Annotated in this window: 19 protein-coding genes; 6 read left to right on the top strand and 13 right to left on the bottom strand. The window is 64.5% G+C overall.

The genetic code is table 11. The features are described 5' to 3' along the window. Window positions 1–19: 19 nt before the first annotated feature. From ACQR3T_RS21725 to ACQR3T_RS21710, 4 genes are all read right to left on the bottom strand, one after another. Window positions 20–532: a Clp protease N-terminal domain-containing protein gene (locus ACQR3T_RS21725; protein ID WP_428694796.1), complete on the bottom strand. Its 513-nt coding sequence runs from the start codon at window positions 530–532 to the stop codon at window positions 20–22. Between the two features lie 6 nt (window positions 533–538). Continuing rightward, window positions 539–754, bottom strand: coding sequence for a helix-turn-helix domain-containing protein (locus tag ACQR3T_RS21720; RefSeq protein ID WP_428694795.1), 216 nt, complete (start codon window positions 752–754; stop codon window positions 539–541). A 94-nt stretch (window positions 755–848) separates the two neighbouring features. Beyond that, complete coding sequence (locus ACQR3T_RS21715) at window positions 849–1,190, bottom strand: nitroreductase/quinone reductase family protein (protein ID WP_428694794.1); 342 nt, start codon at window positions 1,188–1,190, stop codon at window positions 849–851. 69 nt (window positions 1,191–1,259) lie between these two features. Further along, window positions 1,260–1,760 (bottom strand): MarR family winged helix-turn-helix transcriptional regulator, encoded by a 501-nt coding sequence (locus ACQR3T_RS21710; protein WP_428694967.1) that lies wholly within the window; start codon window positions 1,758–1,760, stop codon window positions 1,260–1,262. Between the two features lie 76 nt (window positions 1,761–1,836). Between ACQR3T_RS21710 and ACQR3T_RS21705 the strand changes: the two genes are divergently transcribed. From ACQR3T_RS21705 to ACQR3T_RS21690, 4 genes are all read left to right on the top strand, one after another. After that, the gene (locus ACQR3T_RS21705) at window positions 1,837–2,745 is read left to right on the top strand and encodes an NAD(P)/FAD-dependent oxidoreductase (protein WP_428694793.1); all 909 of its coding nucleotides are present in this window, start codon (window positions 1,837–1,839) and stop codon (window positions 2,743–2,745) included. A 69-nt stretch (window positions 2,746–2,814) separates the two neighbouring features. Next, window positions 2,815–4,227 (top strand): hypothetical protein, encoded by a 1,413-nt coding sequence (locus ACQR3T_RS21700; protein ID WP_428694792.1) that lies wholly within the window; start codon window positions 2,815–2,817, stop codon window positions 4,225–4,227. A 25-nt stretch (window positions 4,228–4,252) separates the two neighbouring features. After that, window positions 4,253–6,712 (top strand): aminopeptidase N, encoded by a 2,460-nt coding sequence (gene pepN, locus ACQR3T_RS21695; RefSeq protein ID WP_428694791.1) that lies wholly within the window; start codon window positions 4,253–4,255, stop codon window positions 6,710–6,712. A gap of 5 nt (window positions 6,713–6,717) precedes the next feature. After that, complete coding sequence (locus tag ACQR3T_RS21690) at window positions 6,718–7,029, top strand: hypothetical protein (RefSeq protein ID WP_032380804.1); 312 nt, start codon at window positions 6,718–6,720, stop codon at window positions 7,027–7,029. 19 nt (window positions 7,030–7,048) lie between these two features. Here ACQR3T_RS21690 and ACQR3T_RS21685 read toward each other — a convergent pair whose 3' ends face one another. Both ACQR3T_RS21685 and ACQR3T_RS21680 read right to left on the bottom strand, forming a co-directional pair. Continuing rightward, on the bottom strand, window positions 7,049–8,131 hold the full coding sequence (locus ACQR3T_RS21685) for a PLP-dependent cysteine synthase family protein (RefSeq protein WP_428694790.1): 1,083 nt from the start codon (window positions 8,129–8,131) through the stop codon (window positions 7,049–7,051). Further along, a complete protein-coding gene (locus ACQR3T_RS21680) occupies window positions 8,128–8,511 on the bottom strand; it encodes a DUF4229 domain-containing protein (RefSeq protein WP_080730732.1) in 384 nt (127 codons plus the stop codon). Before ACQR3T_RS21680 ends, ACQR3T_RS21685 begins: the two co-directional genes overlap by 4 nt. A gap of 168 nt (window positions 8,512–8,679) precedes the next feature. Here ACQR3T_RS21680 and ACQR3T_RS21675 point away from each other — a divergent pair, with 168 nt between their 5' ends. Together ACQR3T_RS21675 and ACQR3T_RS21670 are read left to right on the top strand one after the other, a co-directional pair. After that, window positions 8,680–8,895 carry a BldC family transcriptional regulator gene (locus ACQR3T_RS21675; RefSeq protein ID WP_032380406.1) on the top strand — a complete coding sequence of 72 codons (216 nt, stop codon included), beginning with the start codon at window positions 8,680–8,682 and terminating at the stop codon, window positions 8,893–8,895. Between the two features lie 132 nt (window positions 8,896–9,027). Further along, entirely contained in the window at window positions 9,028–9,225 is a 198-nt protein-coding gene (locus ACQR3T_RS21670; RefSeq protein WP_032380405.1) for a hypothetical protein, read from the top strand. 14 nt (window positions 9,226–9,239) lie between these two features. Here ACQR3T_RS21670 and ACQR3T_RS21665 read toward each other — a convergent pair whose 3' ends face one another. The 7 genes from ACQR3T_RS21665 to hemL form a co-directional block, all read right to left on the bottom strand. Beyond that, the gene (locus ACQR3T_RS21665; RefSeq protein ID WP_428694966.1) at window positions 9,240–10,538 is read right to left on the bottom strand and encodes a MinD/ParA family ATP-binding protein; all 1,299 of its coding nucleotides are present in this window, start codon (window positions 10,536–10,538) and stop codon (window positions 9,240–9,242) included. 677 nt (window positions 10,539–11,215) lie between these two features. Next, window positions 11,216–12,181 (bottom strand): c-type cytochrome biogenesis protein CcsB, encoded by a 966-nt coding sequence (gene ccsB, locus ACQR3T_RS21660; protein WP_032380404.1) that lies wholly within the window; start codon window positions 12,179–12,181, stop codon window positions 11,216–11,218. Window positions 12,182–12,184: 3 nt separating this feature from the next. Then, window positions 12,185–13,804, bottom strand: a complete 1,620-nt coding sequence (gene resB / locus ACQR3T_RS21655; protein WP_428694789.1) for a cytochrome c biogenesis protein ResB — start codon at window positions 13,802–13,804, stop codon at window positions 12,185–12,187. Continuing rightward, window positions 13,801–14,610, bottom strand: coding sequence for a cytochrome c biogenesis CcdA family protein (locus ACQR3T_RS21650; protein WP_037172203.1), 810 nt, complete (start codon window positions 14,608–14,610; stop codon window positions 13,801–13,803). Before ACQR3T_RS21650 ends, resB begins: the two co-directional genes overlap by 4 nt. Before the next feature lie 8 nt (window positions 14,611–14,618). Then, entirely contained in the window at window positions 14,619–15,209 is a 591-nt protein-coding gene (locus ACQR3T_RS21645) for a TlpA disulfide reductase family protein (RefSeq protein WP_032380402.1), read from the bottom strand. Beyond that, complete coding sequence (locus ACQR3T_RS21640) at window positions 15,202–15,864, bottom strand: histidine phosphatase family protein (protein WP_032380401.1); 663 nt, start codon at window positions 15,862–15,864, stop codon at window positions 15,202–15,204. Before ACQR3T_RS21640 ends, ACQR3T_RS21645 begins: the two co-directional genes overlap by 8 nt. Window positions 15,865–15,916: 52 nt before the next feature. Next, window positions 15,917–17,236, bottom strand: a complete 1,320-nt coding sequence (gene hemL, locus ACQR3T_RS21635) for a glutamate-1-semialdehyde 2,1-aminomutase (protein ID WP_428694788.1) — start codon at window positions 17,234–17,236, stop codon at window positions 15,917–15,919. Window positions 17,237–17,266 lie beyond the last annotated feature (30 nt).

The raw sequence follows: 17,266 nt of genomic DNA, 5'->3' as shown, positions 1-17,266 counted from the left end.
GGTTCGCAGCGTCGGGCGGCTACGGTGTCCGAACCAGCAGGACCGTCGACCGCAGTTCTTCGAGCGAACAATGCCGCTGAACCAGTTCGGTGAACCATGGATCGGCACCTCGAACCAAACCGAGAAGAACATGTTCGACGCCTATCTCGCGATCGTGTCGTTCGACGGCTTCCTTCAGCGACAGCTTCAATACTTCCTTGGCCGACGGCGCGAACGGTATGTGATTCGGGCCGTCTGGCTGCGCCCCGTCGACGGCGTGCGGACCCAGGGCTGCGTCGACGGTGGTCATGACGGCGTCCAGGTCGATCCCGAGTGAACGCAGCGCACGCGCGTCCTGGGACTGTGCATCCTCGAATACTCCGTCGACGGTGAATCCGGCCTCGGCGAGCGCGTTCTTCAGCGGCTCTTCGGCGACCGCGAGCGCACCGAGGAACAGATGGGTTGGCTGGATACGTGGTGATTGCAGTGCCCGCGCTCGACCCTGGGCGCCGAGTACGACTGCTCTGGCGGACGTGGTGAATCGCTCGAACATGGCTGTCTACCTTCCTTTTCCGCCGTGCTTCTTGTGGACCGCCTGCCTGCTGACGCCCAGCGAGTCCGCTATCGCCTGCCATGACCACCCCCGATTGCGGGCGGTGCGAACCTGAACGGCTTCCAGCCGCTCGAGCAACCGTCGAAGAGCCGCTACCGCACGCAGCCCCTCACCCGGATCGGGACTGGCGGCTGCGGCTGCAAGTGCAGTGGCTTCGGTCATGGTTGTCAATGTAGGTTGACGGACCGACTGCTGTCAACCTTGATTGACGAGTAGGAGTTTGGATCCAGCACTCCGGACAGGGTTCGGGCGGCGCTCAGCGATCCACGGCGATGTCGACGAACACTCGCCCGCGATCGTCGCGGGTCGCCGTCGCGAGGCCTGTGTACTGAACACCGCCGAGATCGACGTCGACGCGACCGCCGTCGTTCGTGAAGTTTCGCCACCAGTTCTTCTTGTCCGGCATCGCCACCCTGACTTTCAGGTGGTCACCTTTCCGGTCGATAGCCAGCGGTAGTGAAATCTTCTTGCCGGATTTTCGGCCGGTGTAGGTCAGGATGCCCATCGACCGTCCGAGCACCCTGTCGAGCACGGGCGCTTTCATCACGACCATGAAAACCCTGTTGAACGCTGCCGCCGACTTCTGAAATGTGTTCATCGTGTGCTCCTCCGAGCTCGCTCCCGCACCTGCTCGCGAGCGTAGCCCTCAAGCAGGTCGACCGAGCAGTCACAGCGATGACGCACCGTCCTCCATCGACTCGGCGAGGGTGGCCAGAGCGTCGAGAACACGCGACCGTTGCGCACCCAATGCGTCGAACAGCCGTCCGTGAGCGTCGAGCTCGCGAGGAAAGACCTCGTCGACAACGCGCTTTCCCCGATCGGTCAGGGTGATCGAAGCAGACCGTCGATCCTCGGCGCTGGGCACTCGATCCACGAATCCGCGGCGTTCGAGTTTGGCGAGTGCCTTGCTCACCCCGGCGCGAGTCATGCCGAGCAACTCCGCCAACCGCACCGCTGTCACCTGCTCGACTGCATAACGCAGGGGCACCATCAACTCCACCTCGGCGACGGAGACATCGGCGGCGGCGTATATCGGCTCGACGGCCAGATCGAGCAGCGCGACGATCCGTTTGATCTGGGCCACCACCTGCATCGGCGACGTATCCAGTTCCGGATTGAACTCGGTCCACCGTGCGCAGGTCAGCTCACGGAGCGAGGCATCGGTCATTGTCACCACCAATATTGTTAACCAGTTGACAGTTCTGCTACGTTCGGATCTTAGCCCATCGACTTCGAGGAGCCTCTTGACGTACGACACCGTGGTGATCGGCGGCGGACCCGCCGGGCTCAGTGCCGCAACCCTTTTGGCGCGGGCCCGCAGGCGCGTGATCGTCGTCGACGCCGGAGAGCCGCGCAACGCTCCTGCCGACCATGTTCACAACTTTCTCTCCCGCGACGGTTCCGCACCTGGGGACTTGCGTGAGACCGGACGCCAGGAGGTTCTCCGGTACGACGGAGAGATTCTGCAGGGCAACGTAACTCGAATCGAGAACGGCTTCGAGATTCACCTCGGTGATGGCACGGTCCTGACTTCCCGATCGGTATTGGTGGCCACCGGGCTTCGCGACGAACTACCCGACATCCCCGGCGTCCGAGAGCAGTGGGGTTCGGGGGTTCTGCATTGCCCGTACTGCCACGGCTACGAGGTACGGGATCAGCCCCTTGCCGTTGTCGGCGGGCCCAACCGGCCGTTCACGGTCCATCAGGCGTCTTTGATTCGACAGTGGTCGGAGGACGTCGTCTTCTTCACCAACGGCATCGAACTGAGCGACGACGAACGCCTCCGACTCGACGCTCGCTCCGTCGATATCGTCGACGCGCCCGTTGCCCGAGTCGTCGTGCGGGATGGTCGCGTCGTCGGCATCGAGCTGTCCGACGGGACCGTCGTTCCTCGAACAGTCGTGTTCGTCGGCCCGACGTTCGTCCCGAACGACATGCTGCTGACTCCGATCGGGTGCTCCCGCCTCGACGACGGGTGGATTGCTACCGACCCGACCGGACTCACCAGCGTCGACGGCCTGTGGACTGCAGGGAACGTCTCGGATTCTCCCGCCCAACTGATCAATTCGGCAGCAGCAGGATCGAAGGCAGCGATCGCCATCAATCACTACCTCCTCGAACTCGATGTGACTCGCGCCGTCAGCGCGCTCTGAGAGCCTTCCACCAGGGCCGGGGAATGTGTCGGTGCCCTGGTTTACCCTTGTTGCAACGAGGTCGAATACGTGTTCGATCTCCGGTCGCTGGGGGGTGACATGGGGCTACGAAAAGCGGCGTGGACGACGGACGATCATTCCGCGCTCGCCGATGTTCTGGGCGCGCGTCGGAGGATCAACGCTGCCGTCGCGTCGGAACTTGCCCTCATGGACCACTATGTCCGAAATCGAACGGCATGCGCATCACCGTGGGACACCGGGGTGACCGAGAAAGATCTGTACAGCTCGGCAATCTGCGAACTGGCGGCGGCACTGTCGTCCACCTTCGCCGCTGTGAACAACAAGCTGCTGATGTGGCGTCAACTGCGCCCTCTCGTGCGTCAGGGTTTCATCGACGGCACGCTCGACCTGGAGCGAGTCAGGACGATCCACGATCATCTGCTTCATGCCCGGCCGGAGACGGTCGTCGCTCTCGAGCCCGAAATTCTCAAAGCCGCCCGGGAGATGGCTCCGAGTACCTTGGGTCGCGAGATCGACCGACTGCTCATCGAGGCCGACGCCGACTGGGACCGCGCAGTGCGCAAGCGTGCCGCTCGCACCGAAAAGCGAATCCGCCTTCGCCGCCGGGCACGGGGACTGTCGAGCCTGACCACACTGATGACCGACGGCGAAGCCGACGAACAGCTTTCGCGGATCGACGCCGAGGTCACGCGTCTGCACCCGGAGGATCCACGTTCGGACGACCAGTGTCGAGCCGACGCCCAGACTGCATTGATGCGCGGCGAGGCACTGCGGTGCGAGTGCCCCACGTGCGTGGTGTCTCGCGAGGATGTGACGGATCCGGAGGCCCCTGATACCCACGGGTCACCCGAGATCGGTGGTCCGAGTCCGGAGACAACCGAGCCCTCGGACACGAACTCCGAGGCAACTGGTGAAACATTCAGCGGCTGTTCGAGTTCCGGTCCGGACACGATGCCAACGGCCGCACCGCCACCCGCGCCAGGCACACCGGTGCCCGACACACCGCCGCCCGATACAGGGCCGCCCGATGCAGTGCCGCGATCGCGGCCGGGCGGAGGAACGCTGATCGAACGGTGGCGTGGCATCGTCGGGCACGACCCCATCGGCGTCCACGCCTTGTATCCCGACGGCCACGGGGGCATGAAACTCCCGCCTCCGGGTGCACTGAGCTACACGCCCAGTCGATCTCTCGCGGCGCGAGTTCGTGCCGAACAGCCGTACTGCCTCCATCCTGGCTGCAACGTGCCTTCGGAACGATGCGACCTCGACCACATCGTCGAATTCGACCGACGACAACCCGAGAAAGGCGGCTGGACGATTCCCACGAACATCGGTCCGCGATGCCGGCTCCACCACAACCTCAAAACGCAGAAGCTGTGGCGCACCGAACTACTCCCGGAAGGAGTCCTACATATCGTCGATCCACTCGGAAATCACTACTTCACCCCACCCGCCCTGTGAAAACGAATCACCTAGGGTTGGTTCGGTGAGCACCGCAAATCTGACCCGGACCGAAACTCGCAGGCGATCGCGACACATCGACGGGGTGAAGTATCTCGTCCATCTGGATCTCCTGCGGGCCGAGGACATGGATGTCGATACCTTCGAGACGGTCACGACCATCGAATTCGACGCCACCACCGCAGCGACATGGGTCGACTTCATCGGTGCCGCTGTCGACGAGGTCACCGTCAACGGCACCGACGCTCAGGTCGATTACGACGGCGCTCGCATCCAACTGGTCGGACTCACCGAGCACAACATCGTTCGGATACGTGCACGCGGGCGATACAGCAGGTCGGGGGAAGGACTGCACCGCTTCGTCGACCCCGTCGACGACAGTGTCTACCTCTACACCCAGTACGAGCCGGCCGATGCCCGACGGGTATTCGCAAACTTCGAGCAACCGGACCTCAAGGCCTCGTTCACGCTGACGGTGACGGCACCATCGGCGTGGACGGTCTTGTCCAACCGCGCGGGGGTCACCGACGACACGGTCACTATTTTTGCCCCGACCCTGCCCATATCGACCTACATCACCGCGGTTGCGGCCGGCCCTTATCACGGCGTCGAATCATCATGGACGCGAGGCGAACTGACCGTTCCTCTCGGCGCATATTGCCGAGCCTCGCTCGCCGAGCATTTCGACGCCGAGGACATCTTCGACATCACGAAGCGGGGCCTGGACTTCTTCCACGACAAGTTCGACTATCCGTACCCGTTCGGTAAGTACGACCAGATCTTCGTCCCCGAGTACAACCTCGGTGCGATGGAGAACCCCGGTCTCGTCACGTTCACCGAATCGTACGTATTCCGTTCGGCGGCAACCGAAGCCCAGTACGAGGCTCGCGCCAACACGATCTTGCACGAGATGGCACACATGTGGTTCGGCGACCTCGTCACGATGCAGTGGTGGGACGATCTGTGGCTCAAGGAGTCGTTCGCGGACTACATGGGTGCGTACGCATCGGCCGAGGCCACCCGATTCACCGATGCCTGGGTCAGTTTCGCGAACCGCCGAAAAGCGTGGGCCTATCTACAGGATCAACTCCCCACCACTCATCCGATCGTTGCCGACATCACCGATCTCGAGGCCGCCAAGCTCAACTTCGACGGCATCACCTACGCCAAGGGCGCAAGCGTGCTCAAGCAGCTGGGGGCATTCGTCGGTGCCGACGCCTTCTTCGCGTCCTCCCGCAACTACTTTCGCACCCATGCCTTCGGTAACACGACTCTGACGGACCTGTTGAGCGAGATGTCCACCGCCAGCGGACGCGATCTCGACACCTGGGCGGCCGCGTGGTTGCAGACCACCGGCGTGTCCACACTGTCCTTCACGGGTGATGCCATCGAGCAGACGGATCCGCGTCCGCACCGCATCGCCGTCGGACTCTACGATCTGAACGAGGACGGGAATCTGACGAGAACCCACCGCCGAGAACTCGACATCACAGAAGCGCGAACACCGGTCGACTTCGAGGATGCCGCACTGGTTCTGCTCAACGACGACGATCTGACCTACGCCAAGATCCGATTCGACGAGCGCTCCACCGCCACCGTGCGGGCCTACCTCGACCGCATCGTCGACCCGCTCGCGCGAGGGCTCGTGTGGTCCGCGCTGTGGAACTCCACCCGGGACGCCGAGCTCTCTGCACGCGAATACATCGATGTCGCAACAAGATTTGCGCCCAACGAGCCCAAGATCGGCCTTCTCTCCGCGGTGACGGCCAACGTGGCGTTCACGCTCGGGCACTATCTTGGCGACGAGCGGCGGGACGAACCCACCCGGCAATGGCTGAATGCGTCGTGGATGCAACTGCAGTCGAGCGAACCCGGGAGCGACGCACAGTTGGTGTGGGCGCGTGCGGTCGCATCGACTGCGCAGCTGGACGACTTCCTGGCGGAGGATCTGCGCTCGCTGCTCGATGGCACTCGCACCATCGCGGGGCTGCGACTCGATCCTGATCTCCGCTGGGCATTCTGGCTGGCACTTGCCGCCACCGGCCACGCGACTTCCCACGACCTCGATGGCGAACTGGCATCGGACGACACCCTGTCGGGTCGCACCGCTCATACTGCGGCGTCGACGGCGATACCCGACGCCGCAGTCAAGGCGAGGGCGTGGGCCGCCGTCACCGAACGCGAGGACATCTCCAACGATGTACTCGACGCATTCATCACCGGCTTCGGTGCGGGTCACCGACCGGACCTCACTGCGCCCTACGACAACCGATATTTCGAATCCATCTCGTCATTGTGGACCTCACGCAGTATCGAGATCGCACGGCGAATCGTCGTTCGCCTCTTTCCGCAGCAGTCGTCCACCGACACCGCAGACTCGTGGCTCGCCGACCACGAGTGGGCACCGGCAGCACTACGGCGCTTGGTGATCGAGCAGCGAGACCACCTGGCCCGGAGTCTGCGTGTCCAGGCCCGGCTAGGGTGACGAACATGCCTGACCACGATGCTCGACGCTCGATCACCACCTCCGCCCTGGCCGCCGGTGGCTTGCTCGGCGGCTTCGCTGTTGCCCGGCAATCGGGCAATCGGCAACTCGGCGGAGCAGTCCTAGCGGCAGTCGGCGTTGCGTGCACAGCGCAGTGGCAGAAATCCTCGGGCTCGGCTCGCGCCGGCGCTCTGCTCGGGACCTACCTCGTCGCGTTCGGCGCTTCGCACCCGCTTGCGAAGAAGATCGGTGCGTGGCCGGCTGTCGGCACGGTCGCCGGTGCAACTGCGGTAGCGTCGCTGATTGTGAGCAGGTAGGTCTGCCAGAAGGGCCCAGTCAGAACGCCCCGGTACGAATGAACTTCCCGAGAGCGGCGGTTGGTTCTTCGAGATTCATGCCCTGGTCCGCGACCCAGGTGTCGTCGAAGTATGTCTGCGAGTACCGATCTCCGCCGTCACACAGCAACGTCACCACGCTGCCGCGTCGGCCTGCGGCGATCATCTCCGAGATCAATCCGAAGGCTCCCCAGATGTTGGTGCCCGTCGATCCGCCCACCCGCTTTCCGAGTGCCTCCGAGGTGAATCTCGCGGCGGCGACCGACGCGGCATCGGGAACAGCGATCATTCTGTCGATCACCTGGCCGACGAACGACGGTTCGACGCGCGGTCGTCCGATGCCCTCGATGCGGGAGGACAAGCCGGTCTCGAATCCCGCGTCCCCGGTCTCGTAGCCACCGATGAACGCCGAATTCTCTGGGTCCACCACAGCCAATTGCGTTGCGTGCCTACGATATCGGATGTAACGGCCGATCGTGGCGCTGGTTCCACCGGTCCCCGCGCCCACCACCACCCAGTCGGGAATGGGGCATTCCTCCAGCCGGAGTTGATCGAAGATCGACTCGGCGATGTTGTTGTTGCCGCGCCAGTCGGTAGCTCGCTCGGCATGGGTGAACTGGTCCATGTAGTGGCAGTCGGGTTCGGCTGAGAGCCTGTGCGCCTCGGTGTACATCTCGCCCGGCCGATCGACGAAATGGCAACTCCCACCGTGGGACTCGATGAGCGCAACCTTGGCCGGGCTGGTGCTCCGCGGCATCACTGCGACGAACTTCAGGCCCAGCAGTCGAGCGAAATACGCCTCGCTGACGGCGGTGGAGCCCGACGATGCCTCGATCACCGTCGTACGCTCGGTGACCCACCCGTTGCAGATCGCGTAGAGGAACAGCGACCGAGCCAGCCGATGCTTCAGGCTGCCGGTGATGTGCGTGGACTCGTCTTTGAGGTAGAGCGAAATCCCCCAGGCTGCAGGAAGGGGGTAACGCAACAAGTGCGTGTCGGCGCTGCGCTGCGAATCGGCCTCGATCAGCCGGACGGCATTGTCGACCCAGGTCCGTGATCCCGAGTGATCGACCGATGCGGTCATTTCTTGCCGTCTTCACCGCGCAGTTTCGACTGCAGGTCCGCACGCGCGGTGCGCCGGTCCTCGTCGACTGCCGCGATGGATTCGTTGACGCGGATCCGCATCTTCTTGAACAGGAGCAGCGACAGTGGCAATGAGATGAGCACTGCGAAAATCGCGGCGACGAGAACCGGAACCTCTACGCCGAACAGTAAACCGACGCCCACGATGACGGCAGCGATCACGATGACGAGCGCCAGCCGCGCAAAGGTGTAGACGCCGAGGTTCACGGCGAGGGACTTCTTGGCCGACCTACCCGGAACGGCATTTCCGCTGGTCGGTTCGCTGCTGTCGGCATTCGTCGCTTCACTCACGGCCTCCAGGTTACCGGGCTCACCGGGCATTCGGACCCGCCCCCGCGGTGACCGATTTGTCCATTACCTCCCCTTTACCAACCTTGTATCAGTCGAGTACCTAGGGGTTCGAGTGCAACCATGGGTTCCGAACGCAGCAGACCGATATCTCCGGTTCGACGCAAATGCACCGAACCGCATCGTAGGAGGACACGACAGATGAGCGCACCCACATTCCAGAAGGCTCAGGACTCACTGCTCACGCCGGGTCAGGTAGCCGCGCTTTTTCACGTCGACCCCAAGACCGTGACTCGCTGGGCACACGCCGGACGCCTCGGATCGCTCCGCACTCCCGGTGGACACCGTCGGTTCCGTGAGACCGAGGTCATGCAGCTGCTGACCTCTCTGACGACCGAAGCCGGCGTACACCACTGAGTCGGACGCGATACCGAAGTATGCGCAGACTCCGCACCCGTACGAACTCATCGAACATTCTCAGGAATCTTCGACGCTCGACGGGTGCGGAGGTTGTTGCATCGCGGCTACCCTCGTAGTAGGAGGTGCGTCGTGATCTATCTATTGGCGTTGATCGGCTTGGTGGCAGTGGTGGTTCTGTTCTGGAAGGCCTTCGGACCCAGCGCAGGTGCTGCACCCACCCGCACAGTCGGACCAGATGACGATCCCGATTTTCTGTGGCGAATCAATCGAGAAGCTCGCCGCGGCGGGAAAGACGGAACCGAGGCCGGCACCGAACCGACCGAGTAGGGTTCGGCAGCTTCTCAATCGGGGCGAGAAGCGGTGGGCGAGTCGGGAAATCCGGCCGCTACCGCTGCCGCCACTTCCAGAAGCGCGGTGCGGGTCCGCCCACGAAGACGATCCAGCTCGATTTCCGCACCTTCCTCGAGATGCGGGTCGAACGGAATCGTCCGTACGTGGGCGCATCGCTGCTCGAAGTGCTCGATGACCTTCTGCAAATCGACTTTTCCCGCTCTGGGCCGAACCCCGTTGACCACGGCCACCGACGTGGCCACCAATGATCGATACCCGTGAGCATCGAGCCAGTCCAACGTCGCCGACGCGCTCCGTGCACCGTCTACCGACGCCGAGCTGACGACCACCAGAGTGTCGGTGCCTTCGAGAATGCTCTCCATGGCCGAATGCATCAAACCGGTTCCACAATCCGTGATCACGATGCTGTAGAACTTCTCCAACATGTCGACCGCGCGGTCGTAGTCTTCGCCGCTGAACGCCTCCGACGCTGCCGGATCCGAATCGGACGCCAACACCTCCAATCGGTTGGCATTCTGCGACGTGTAGGCGCGGACGTCGCTGTAGCGATCCAGAGAATCCATGTCACGCAACAAGTTTCGAACGGTTGCAGTTGTTTCGCTAGGAACCTTCTGCCCCAGTGTTCCGCGGTCGGGGTTCGCATCGATCGCGATCACTCGATCACCTCGAATGTCGGCGAACGTCGACCCGAGCGTGGCGGTGGTGGTCGTCTTGCCGACACCGCCCTTCAGTGAGAGCACCGCGACGCGATAGCACCCCACGAGCGTCCGATCCACCTGTGCGGTCAGCTCGAGCCGACGCTGCTGGACGGCGCTGTTACCGACATCGATGCGGCCGCCGGACATCACGTACAGCGCCCGACGCCAGCCGGAAACCGGTGGCACATTCGCCGATCGAACGAGCAACGAGTTGCCGAGATCGTGCGAAGAGACCGGCTGCACGGTCAGCCGATCACCCGTCAGGCTCTGACCGACCGCCGCTGCCTGGGGACCCAGACCATGCACGTCGACTGCGCCGCGCAGCTGCGGCTGGTGCTGTGCGACGGATTGCGGATGCGGAAGTTGGGGCCACGGACCGGCCTGAACTGGCCACTGGTTCTGCGGATTCTTTTCACCCTGCGGCGCACCCTGACCCGGAGACACCATCGGCCCCTGTTGCACAACCTGACCCTGGGGCTGCGCCCCGTTGTTCTGCGGAGCCCAGTTGTTCTGCGAAGCCCAGTTGTTCTGCGGCGCCCAGTTGTTCTGCGGAGCCCAGTTGTTCTGCGGCGCTCCATAGTTTTGCGGCATCCACTGCTGAAGTGGCGGTGGCCCCGATGGCACCGGTGCCGTAGGCGGACTCTCGATCGGCTTCGCCTCGGTAGATGGGGCCACAGTGTTCTGCCGCGCAGGAGTCGCCTGCTCAGCGGAGGCTGAGGGAGTCTTCGTAGACGTTCCACTCGCAGTGGCCCTGTCCACCTCATCGACAACCACCGCCGCCGAATCGGCGAGCACCGCCACCCCACCGGAATCCGTAACCGCATCAGGTCCGTCGACCGCGGCAACTGTCCCGCTCTCTGCTTCACCACCGTTGTCGATCGACTCGGGAGCATCTTGCGCCACCACCGCAGGGTCCACCGAAACCGGCGGCGGACCAGACGTGGGCGTGGCCTCGTGTGGCGCTACCGGTGGGTTGTCCGCGCTCTCGGGCGGCATGGTGATGGGGGTCGAGCGGAACGGTTCCCGTTGAACCGCAGGCTTCGCGTCGGACACCGGTGTGGCTTCGACGGCAACCGCAGGCTCCGGATCTCGGTCGTCCGGCGGGTCGTCGTCCAATGGTCGGACGGGTTGCCAATTGTTCTCGTGCCGATCGGCCATGACCGATTCCCCCCAGTTCGCGTCCTACATCCTTCGATCCGGCTCGGATGTCTCCCCCATCGAGCCGGATCGGACGCTACCAGCTGAGCGGCCTGCGCAGCGGCCGAGTGCTAGTTCAGACCCGCGTAGCTGTGCAGGCCCGAGACCACCATGTTGATGATGAAGAGGTTGAACAGCATGGCGGTGAATCCGGCCACGTTGATCCACGCGGCGCGGGTGTTGCGCCAGCCGGAGGTGGCGCGGGCGTGCAGGTAGGCGGCATAGATGATCCAGGTGATGAACGACATCGTTTCTTTGGGGTCCCAGCCCCAGAAGCGTCCCCATGCGGCCTCGGCCCAGATCGCGCCGAGGATGACGCCTGCTCCGAAGAGTGGGAAGGCGACGATGGTCGTCTTGTATGCGAGTCGGTCGAGGGCTTGGGCGTCGGGCAGCTTGGAGGCGAATTTGCCCCAGAACCCAACGCTTTCCTCTCCCAGTGGCTGCTTGATGCGCAGTAGGAACAGCAGGGAAGCGACGCCGGAAACCAGCAGGATGCCGCTACCGACGCTGACGATGGTGACGTGAATGGGTAGCCAGTAGGACCGCAGTGCCGGGACGACCGGGGCGGCGTCGGCGTAGAGCTTGGTGGCGGCGAAGAACATCAACACGATGATCGGTGCTAGAACGAACACCAGCATCGGGCGCATCGCCTTCTTGCGCAGGGCGATGACGGAGGTCAAGGCCGCGGCTGCGGTGGCCATGGTGACGAATTCGTACATGTTGCCGAGCGGGAAGCGGTGCGTGGCGAACCCACGCAGTACCACCGCGGCGATGTGCAGGATGAGGGCCGGCGCAAGCAATGCGAAGCCCATGCCTGCCAGGCGGTCGGAGAGCGGGCGCTTCGGCGCTTCGGCGATACGACCCGGCCGGGTCTCGACCACCGGGGCACCTGCACCGACCAGTTCCTTGGCCTGAGCAGCCGTGGCCTTGGCCGACGCGTACTGAGCGATGAGCAGAACGAATGCGAGCACGTAGATGGTGAACGCTGATTCGAACGACCAGTCGCTGTACTGCGAGAGGGTCTCGTTGATCGGCATCGGTCAGTTCTCCTGTTTCGAGGTGTCGCCGAGCAGGCGGGTGCACAGGCGGTCGAACTCTTCGCCCCACCCCGCCTGATCGGTGCGTGCAAGTCCGCCGAGGTCTACTACAGTACGTCGTGCCTGGGCGTCGGCGGTGAGCCGGACCCAGATTCTGCGACGCTTGATCACCAGTGAGACGAGCAGCCCGCCCATCATCGTGAGTGCGAAGACGAGCACCCAGGTCTGAGCCGGGTCGTGGGAGACCTGAAGGTTGACGAACTCCTTCGCCCCGTCGAACGTGACGACGGTGCCGTCGCTGAGCGTCGCGGATTCTCCCGGCATCAGGTTGACGCGATCCTGCTTGACCAACCGACCCTGGGCGATCATTTCCTGGTCGAGCGAGAAGATGGACTGCGGCAGTCCGGTGTCGAGGCCGGTGTCGCCCTTGTAGACGTCGATTGCGACGGCGGGGTCGTTCATCGCAGGGAAGCTCGACGACAGCAGGCTGCCGTGGAACGACGCCGTCGGCGCGAACAGTCCCTCGATGGCGATCTGGTTCTTCCGGCGGTCCAGTGCGTCGGGATACAAACCGCCGGGCGGGTCGACGCGCAGCACGCCACTGGACAGGAAGGTCGTGGCGTCCGTCGGTTGCCACTGAATGGTGTCGGTACGGGTCTCACCGTTCGGGAACGTCACGGTGAAGGTCGGTGCATAGCCGTGGCCCTGCAGGTAGACGCGGTCGCCTGCGACGCGCAACGGGTGGTTGACCTGAAGCTGATCGTCGCGCCACACGTTGTTCGTCAGGTCGTCGCCGGCCTGGTATTCGATGTTGGAGGTGAACATCTCGGCCTGGCCGTTGTCGAGGTAGTCGGCCTTAAAGTCCTTGACGCGCACGCACAATGGCTCGAGGTCGGTGCCGTCGACGAGATTGCCTGCGCGGAACGAGTCGTAGTTCGCGGGGGTCGAGGTGCAGAATCCAGGGCCGTCGTCGGCGATGACGATGCGGTTGCCCTCGTAGCCGAGCAGTTTGCCCATGGCGATCGCGGCCAACAGCCCGACGAGAGAGAGGTGGAAGACGAGGTTGCCGAGTTCACGGACGTACCCCTTCTCCGCCGAGAGCGTCACTGCTCCGCCGTCCTCGGTTCGCTGGGCGACGCGCCAGCCGCGCAGCTGAGCACGCACCTGACCGGCAATGTCCTCGGGTGTGCCGTCGACGTCGTACCGGCTGTGGTGCGGCAGCCGCGAGAGATTACGGGGAGCGCGAACAGGCTTGGTACGCAACTGCTTTGCGTGCTCGATGCACCGCGGCAGGATGCAGCCGATCAACGAGACGAACAGCAGTGCGTAGATCGCGGTGAACCAGAAGCTGCCGAAGACGTCGAACAGCTCGAACTTGTCCATGATCGGGCCGAGGGTCGGCCGGTCGGCGATGTATTGATCGACCTTGCCTGCGTTGAGGCTGCGCTGCGGCACCAGGGCACCGGGCACTGCGGCGAACGCCAGCAGGAACAGCAGCACCAGCGCGGTCCGCATGCTGGTCAGCCCGCGCCAGGTGTTGCGAATCAGGGCCACTCCCCTGCCCAGCACCGACTGCTTGTGGGGCGGCGACGCCTCGGTGCGCTCTTCGACGTCGGTGGTCATATCGGCAACACCACATCGGAGACGAAGGCGTCGCGTACCCAACCGACGAACTGATCCCAGGCACCGGTGACCAGTGCAATTCCTACCGCTATCAACATGATTCCGCCGAACACCTGTATCTGTCGTGCGTGTGTACGTAGCCAGCCGACGCCTCGAAGCGCGCTGACCGAACCGAACGCGAGGATCACGAACGGCAATCCCAGACCGAGGCAGTACGCCACGATGAGGGTGACGCCGCGCGCTGCCGTCGCACCGTCGGTGCCTGCGGCGAGCGAGATGACGCCTGCGAGTGTGGGACCGAGGCACGGGGTCCACCCGAGTGCGAACACGCCGCCGAGCAGCGGAGCGCCGGCCAGCGAGCCGATCTGCTTCGGCTCGAAGCGCACATCACGCTGCAGTGCGGGGATCAGTCCGACGAACACCAGCCCCATGGCGATGGTGACGACACCGCCGATGCGCATGAGCAGCTCACGGTTGATCGACAGCACCGTGATCGCCCCGAACACCGACGCCGTGGCGAGAACGAACACCACGGTGAATCCGAGTACGAACAGTCCGGCCGCACCGGCGACGCGCACCCGGCCGTTGCGCACCTTCGTCTTGACAGCGGCCTCGTCGGCACTCACGGCCGGCGCGTCGGCTCCGACGACTCCGGCGAGGTAAGACAGGTAACCCGGTACCAATGGAACGACGCACGGTGATGCGAAGGAGACGAGTCCGGCCAGGACACAGGCACCGAGAGCCAGGATCAGTGGCCCGGAGGCTGCAGCTTCCTGAAAACTCGCGCCTATCCCGGCGAGATACATCGTCTCTGTCACGGCTGCACTGGCTCCTCGGCTGCTATCCGTTCCACGACGGGCTGCAGATCCTCGGCCAGCAGTTCTCGCAGAAACACTGCGGCGACACGATGCTGCCGGTCGAGCACGACGGTGGTCGGGATAACGGAGGTGGGAACGCCGCCGAGTGCGTTGAGCGTGCGCATCGGCGGGTCGTAGATCGAGGAGTAGGTGACGTTGTTGCTGACGACGAAATCCTGTGCGGCGGTTTGTGATTCGTCGCGCACATTGATGCCGAGGAATTCGACGCCGGAGGCCTTCGTGGCCTCGTAGACCTTCTCGAGATCGTCGGCTTCACCGCGGCACGGACCGCACCACTGTCCCCAGACGTTGAGCACGACGACGTCACCGTCGTAGTCCGACAGCGAGGTCGTCTTGCCCTCGGTCATCAGGTCGGGCCCGGACAGTTCGCCGAGGGCACCGCGCTCGGACGGCGGATCGTAGAAGATGTCGGTCTTCCCGCCCGGCGAGACGAATTGGAAGGTACCGCCCTGAGCAACCGCGTCGGTGCCGGTCGAACAGCCGGCGACGAGGGCCACCGCGGCAACCGCGAGCAGAAACCTACGCACCGGAGATCCTCGGGTCGGACGATCCCGCTGGCTCGGAGTAGACGAGGTCGACGAGCTGATCGCCCTCGTAGACCAGCGACGTCAGCGACGCGAGTCCGCACTGGCGATTGCGCGGGTCGTGCCACAGCCGGTCGCCCTGCAGGAAGCGGCGAAGTGTCCACACCGGGAGTTGGTGGCTGACGCAGACGGCCTCGTGCCCGACGGCCGCGACGCGGGCTGCGTTGACGGCGGCGAGCATGCGGTGCGCGATCTGCAGGTACGGCTCGCCCCAGGACGGCGTGAACGGATCGCGCAGTTTCCACCAGTGTCGTGGCCGACGCAGCGCGCCGTCACCGACGGCGACGCGCAGCCCCTCGAATTCGTTCCCGGCCTCGATGAGGTTCTCGTCCTCGGCGATGGTCAGGCCGTGAGCCGCTGCGATGGGTCCGGCGGTCTCCTGGGCGCGCAGGAGCGGCGATGCCACGACGTGGGTGATGTCGTGGCCGGCGAGAGCGTCCGCCACCGACTTGGCCTGTGCCTGACCGGTGACCGAGAGCTTGAAGCCGGGCAGCCGCCCGTAGAGGATTCCCTTGGGGTTGTGCACCTCGCCGTGCCGGAGGACGTGCACGATGGTGCGCGTCGTCGAGTGCGGATGTGTTGCGGGGGCCTCGGTCACGTCGGGGTCCTGTTTCTCGCTAGTCGGGTGGGGAGTCAGTTCTGTGTAGACGTCACAGTGGTGCGGTAGCGGCTGCTGCGGCTTTCGCGGCAGCCGGGGCCGCGTCGGCGATGATCGAGAACGCGTCGTCGTCGAGGGCTGCGGAGACGAACCAGGCCTCGAATGCGCTCGGCGGCGGGTAGACACCGCGCGAGAGGAAAGCGTGGAAGAACGCCGGGTATCGCCATGTCTGCGCGGCCTTGGCCTGCGCGTAATCGGTGACGGGTCCATCGGCGAAGAACACACTCACCATAGTGCCCGCGAACTGCACCTGATGGGTGACGCCTTCGGCGGTGAGGGCGTCGCCGAGCAGCGTTCCGAGCCGTTGCGAGTTCGTCTGCAGCTTCTCGTAGACGGCTGCGTCGGCCAGTTGCAGGCTCGTCAGGCCGGCTGCGACGGCAACGGGGTTACCGCTCAGCGTGCCCGCCTGGTACACCGGTCCGGCCGGCGCGAGGTAGGCCATGATGTCTGCTCGGCCACCGAATGCGGCAGCGGGCAGTCCACCGGACATGACCTTGCCGAAGGTGTACAGGTCGCCTGCGACACCGTCGATGCCGTACCAACCGGCGGCGCTGACGCGGAACCCGGTCATCACCTCGTCCATGATCAGCAGCGCGCCGTGCTCGGTCGCAAGACGACGCAATCCTTCGTTGAAGCCGGTGACCGGGGCAATCGCGCCCATGTTGCCTGCGGCGGCCTCGGTGATGATGCAGGCGATCTGGCCGGCGTTGGCCTCGAACGCGGCGGAAACGGCGGCGAGGTCGTTGTATGGAACAACGATGGTGTCCGACGCCTGTGCGCCGGTGACTCCCGGAGAAGTCGGGAGTCCGAAGGTGGCCAGACCCGAACCGGCGTCGGCGAGCAGCGCATCGACGTGGCCGTGGTAGCAGCCGGAGAACTTGAGGATCTTGGTGCGGCCGGTGAATCCGCGGGCCAGACGCACCGCGCTCATGGTGGCCTCTGTGCCCGAATTCACAAGGCGAACCTGGTCGACGGGGCCGACTCGACGGACGATTTCTTCGGCGAGCTCGATTTCGCGCTCGGTGGGTGCGCCGAACGACAGGCCGGTTGCTGCGGCCTTCTGGACGGCGTCGACGATGGCCGGGTGAGCGTGCCCGTGGATCATCGGACCCCAGGACGAGATGAGGTCGACGTAGGACTTCCCGTCGGCGTCGGTCATCGTGTATCCGCTGGCCTGCGTGATGAACCGTGGGGTTCCGCCGACCGATGCGAAGGCCCGCACCGGCGAGTTGACGCCACCGGGAATCACCGTGCTCGCGCGAGCGAAAAGTTGGGCCGATACGGGGGCGTCGTCGCCGAGAGGAGCAGTCACGACTTCCAGTGTCCCAGGTTCGGCGAAATC

This window comes from Rhodococcus sp. IEGM1428 (genome assembly GCF_050321865.1).
GTDB lineage: Bacteria > Actinomycetota > Actinomycetes > Mycobacteriales > Mycobacteriaceae > Rhodococcoides.
This window is presented reverse-complemented; position numbering and strand designations above follow the sequence as displayed.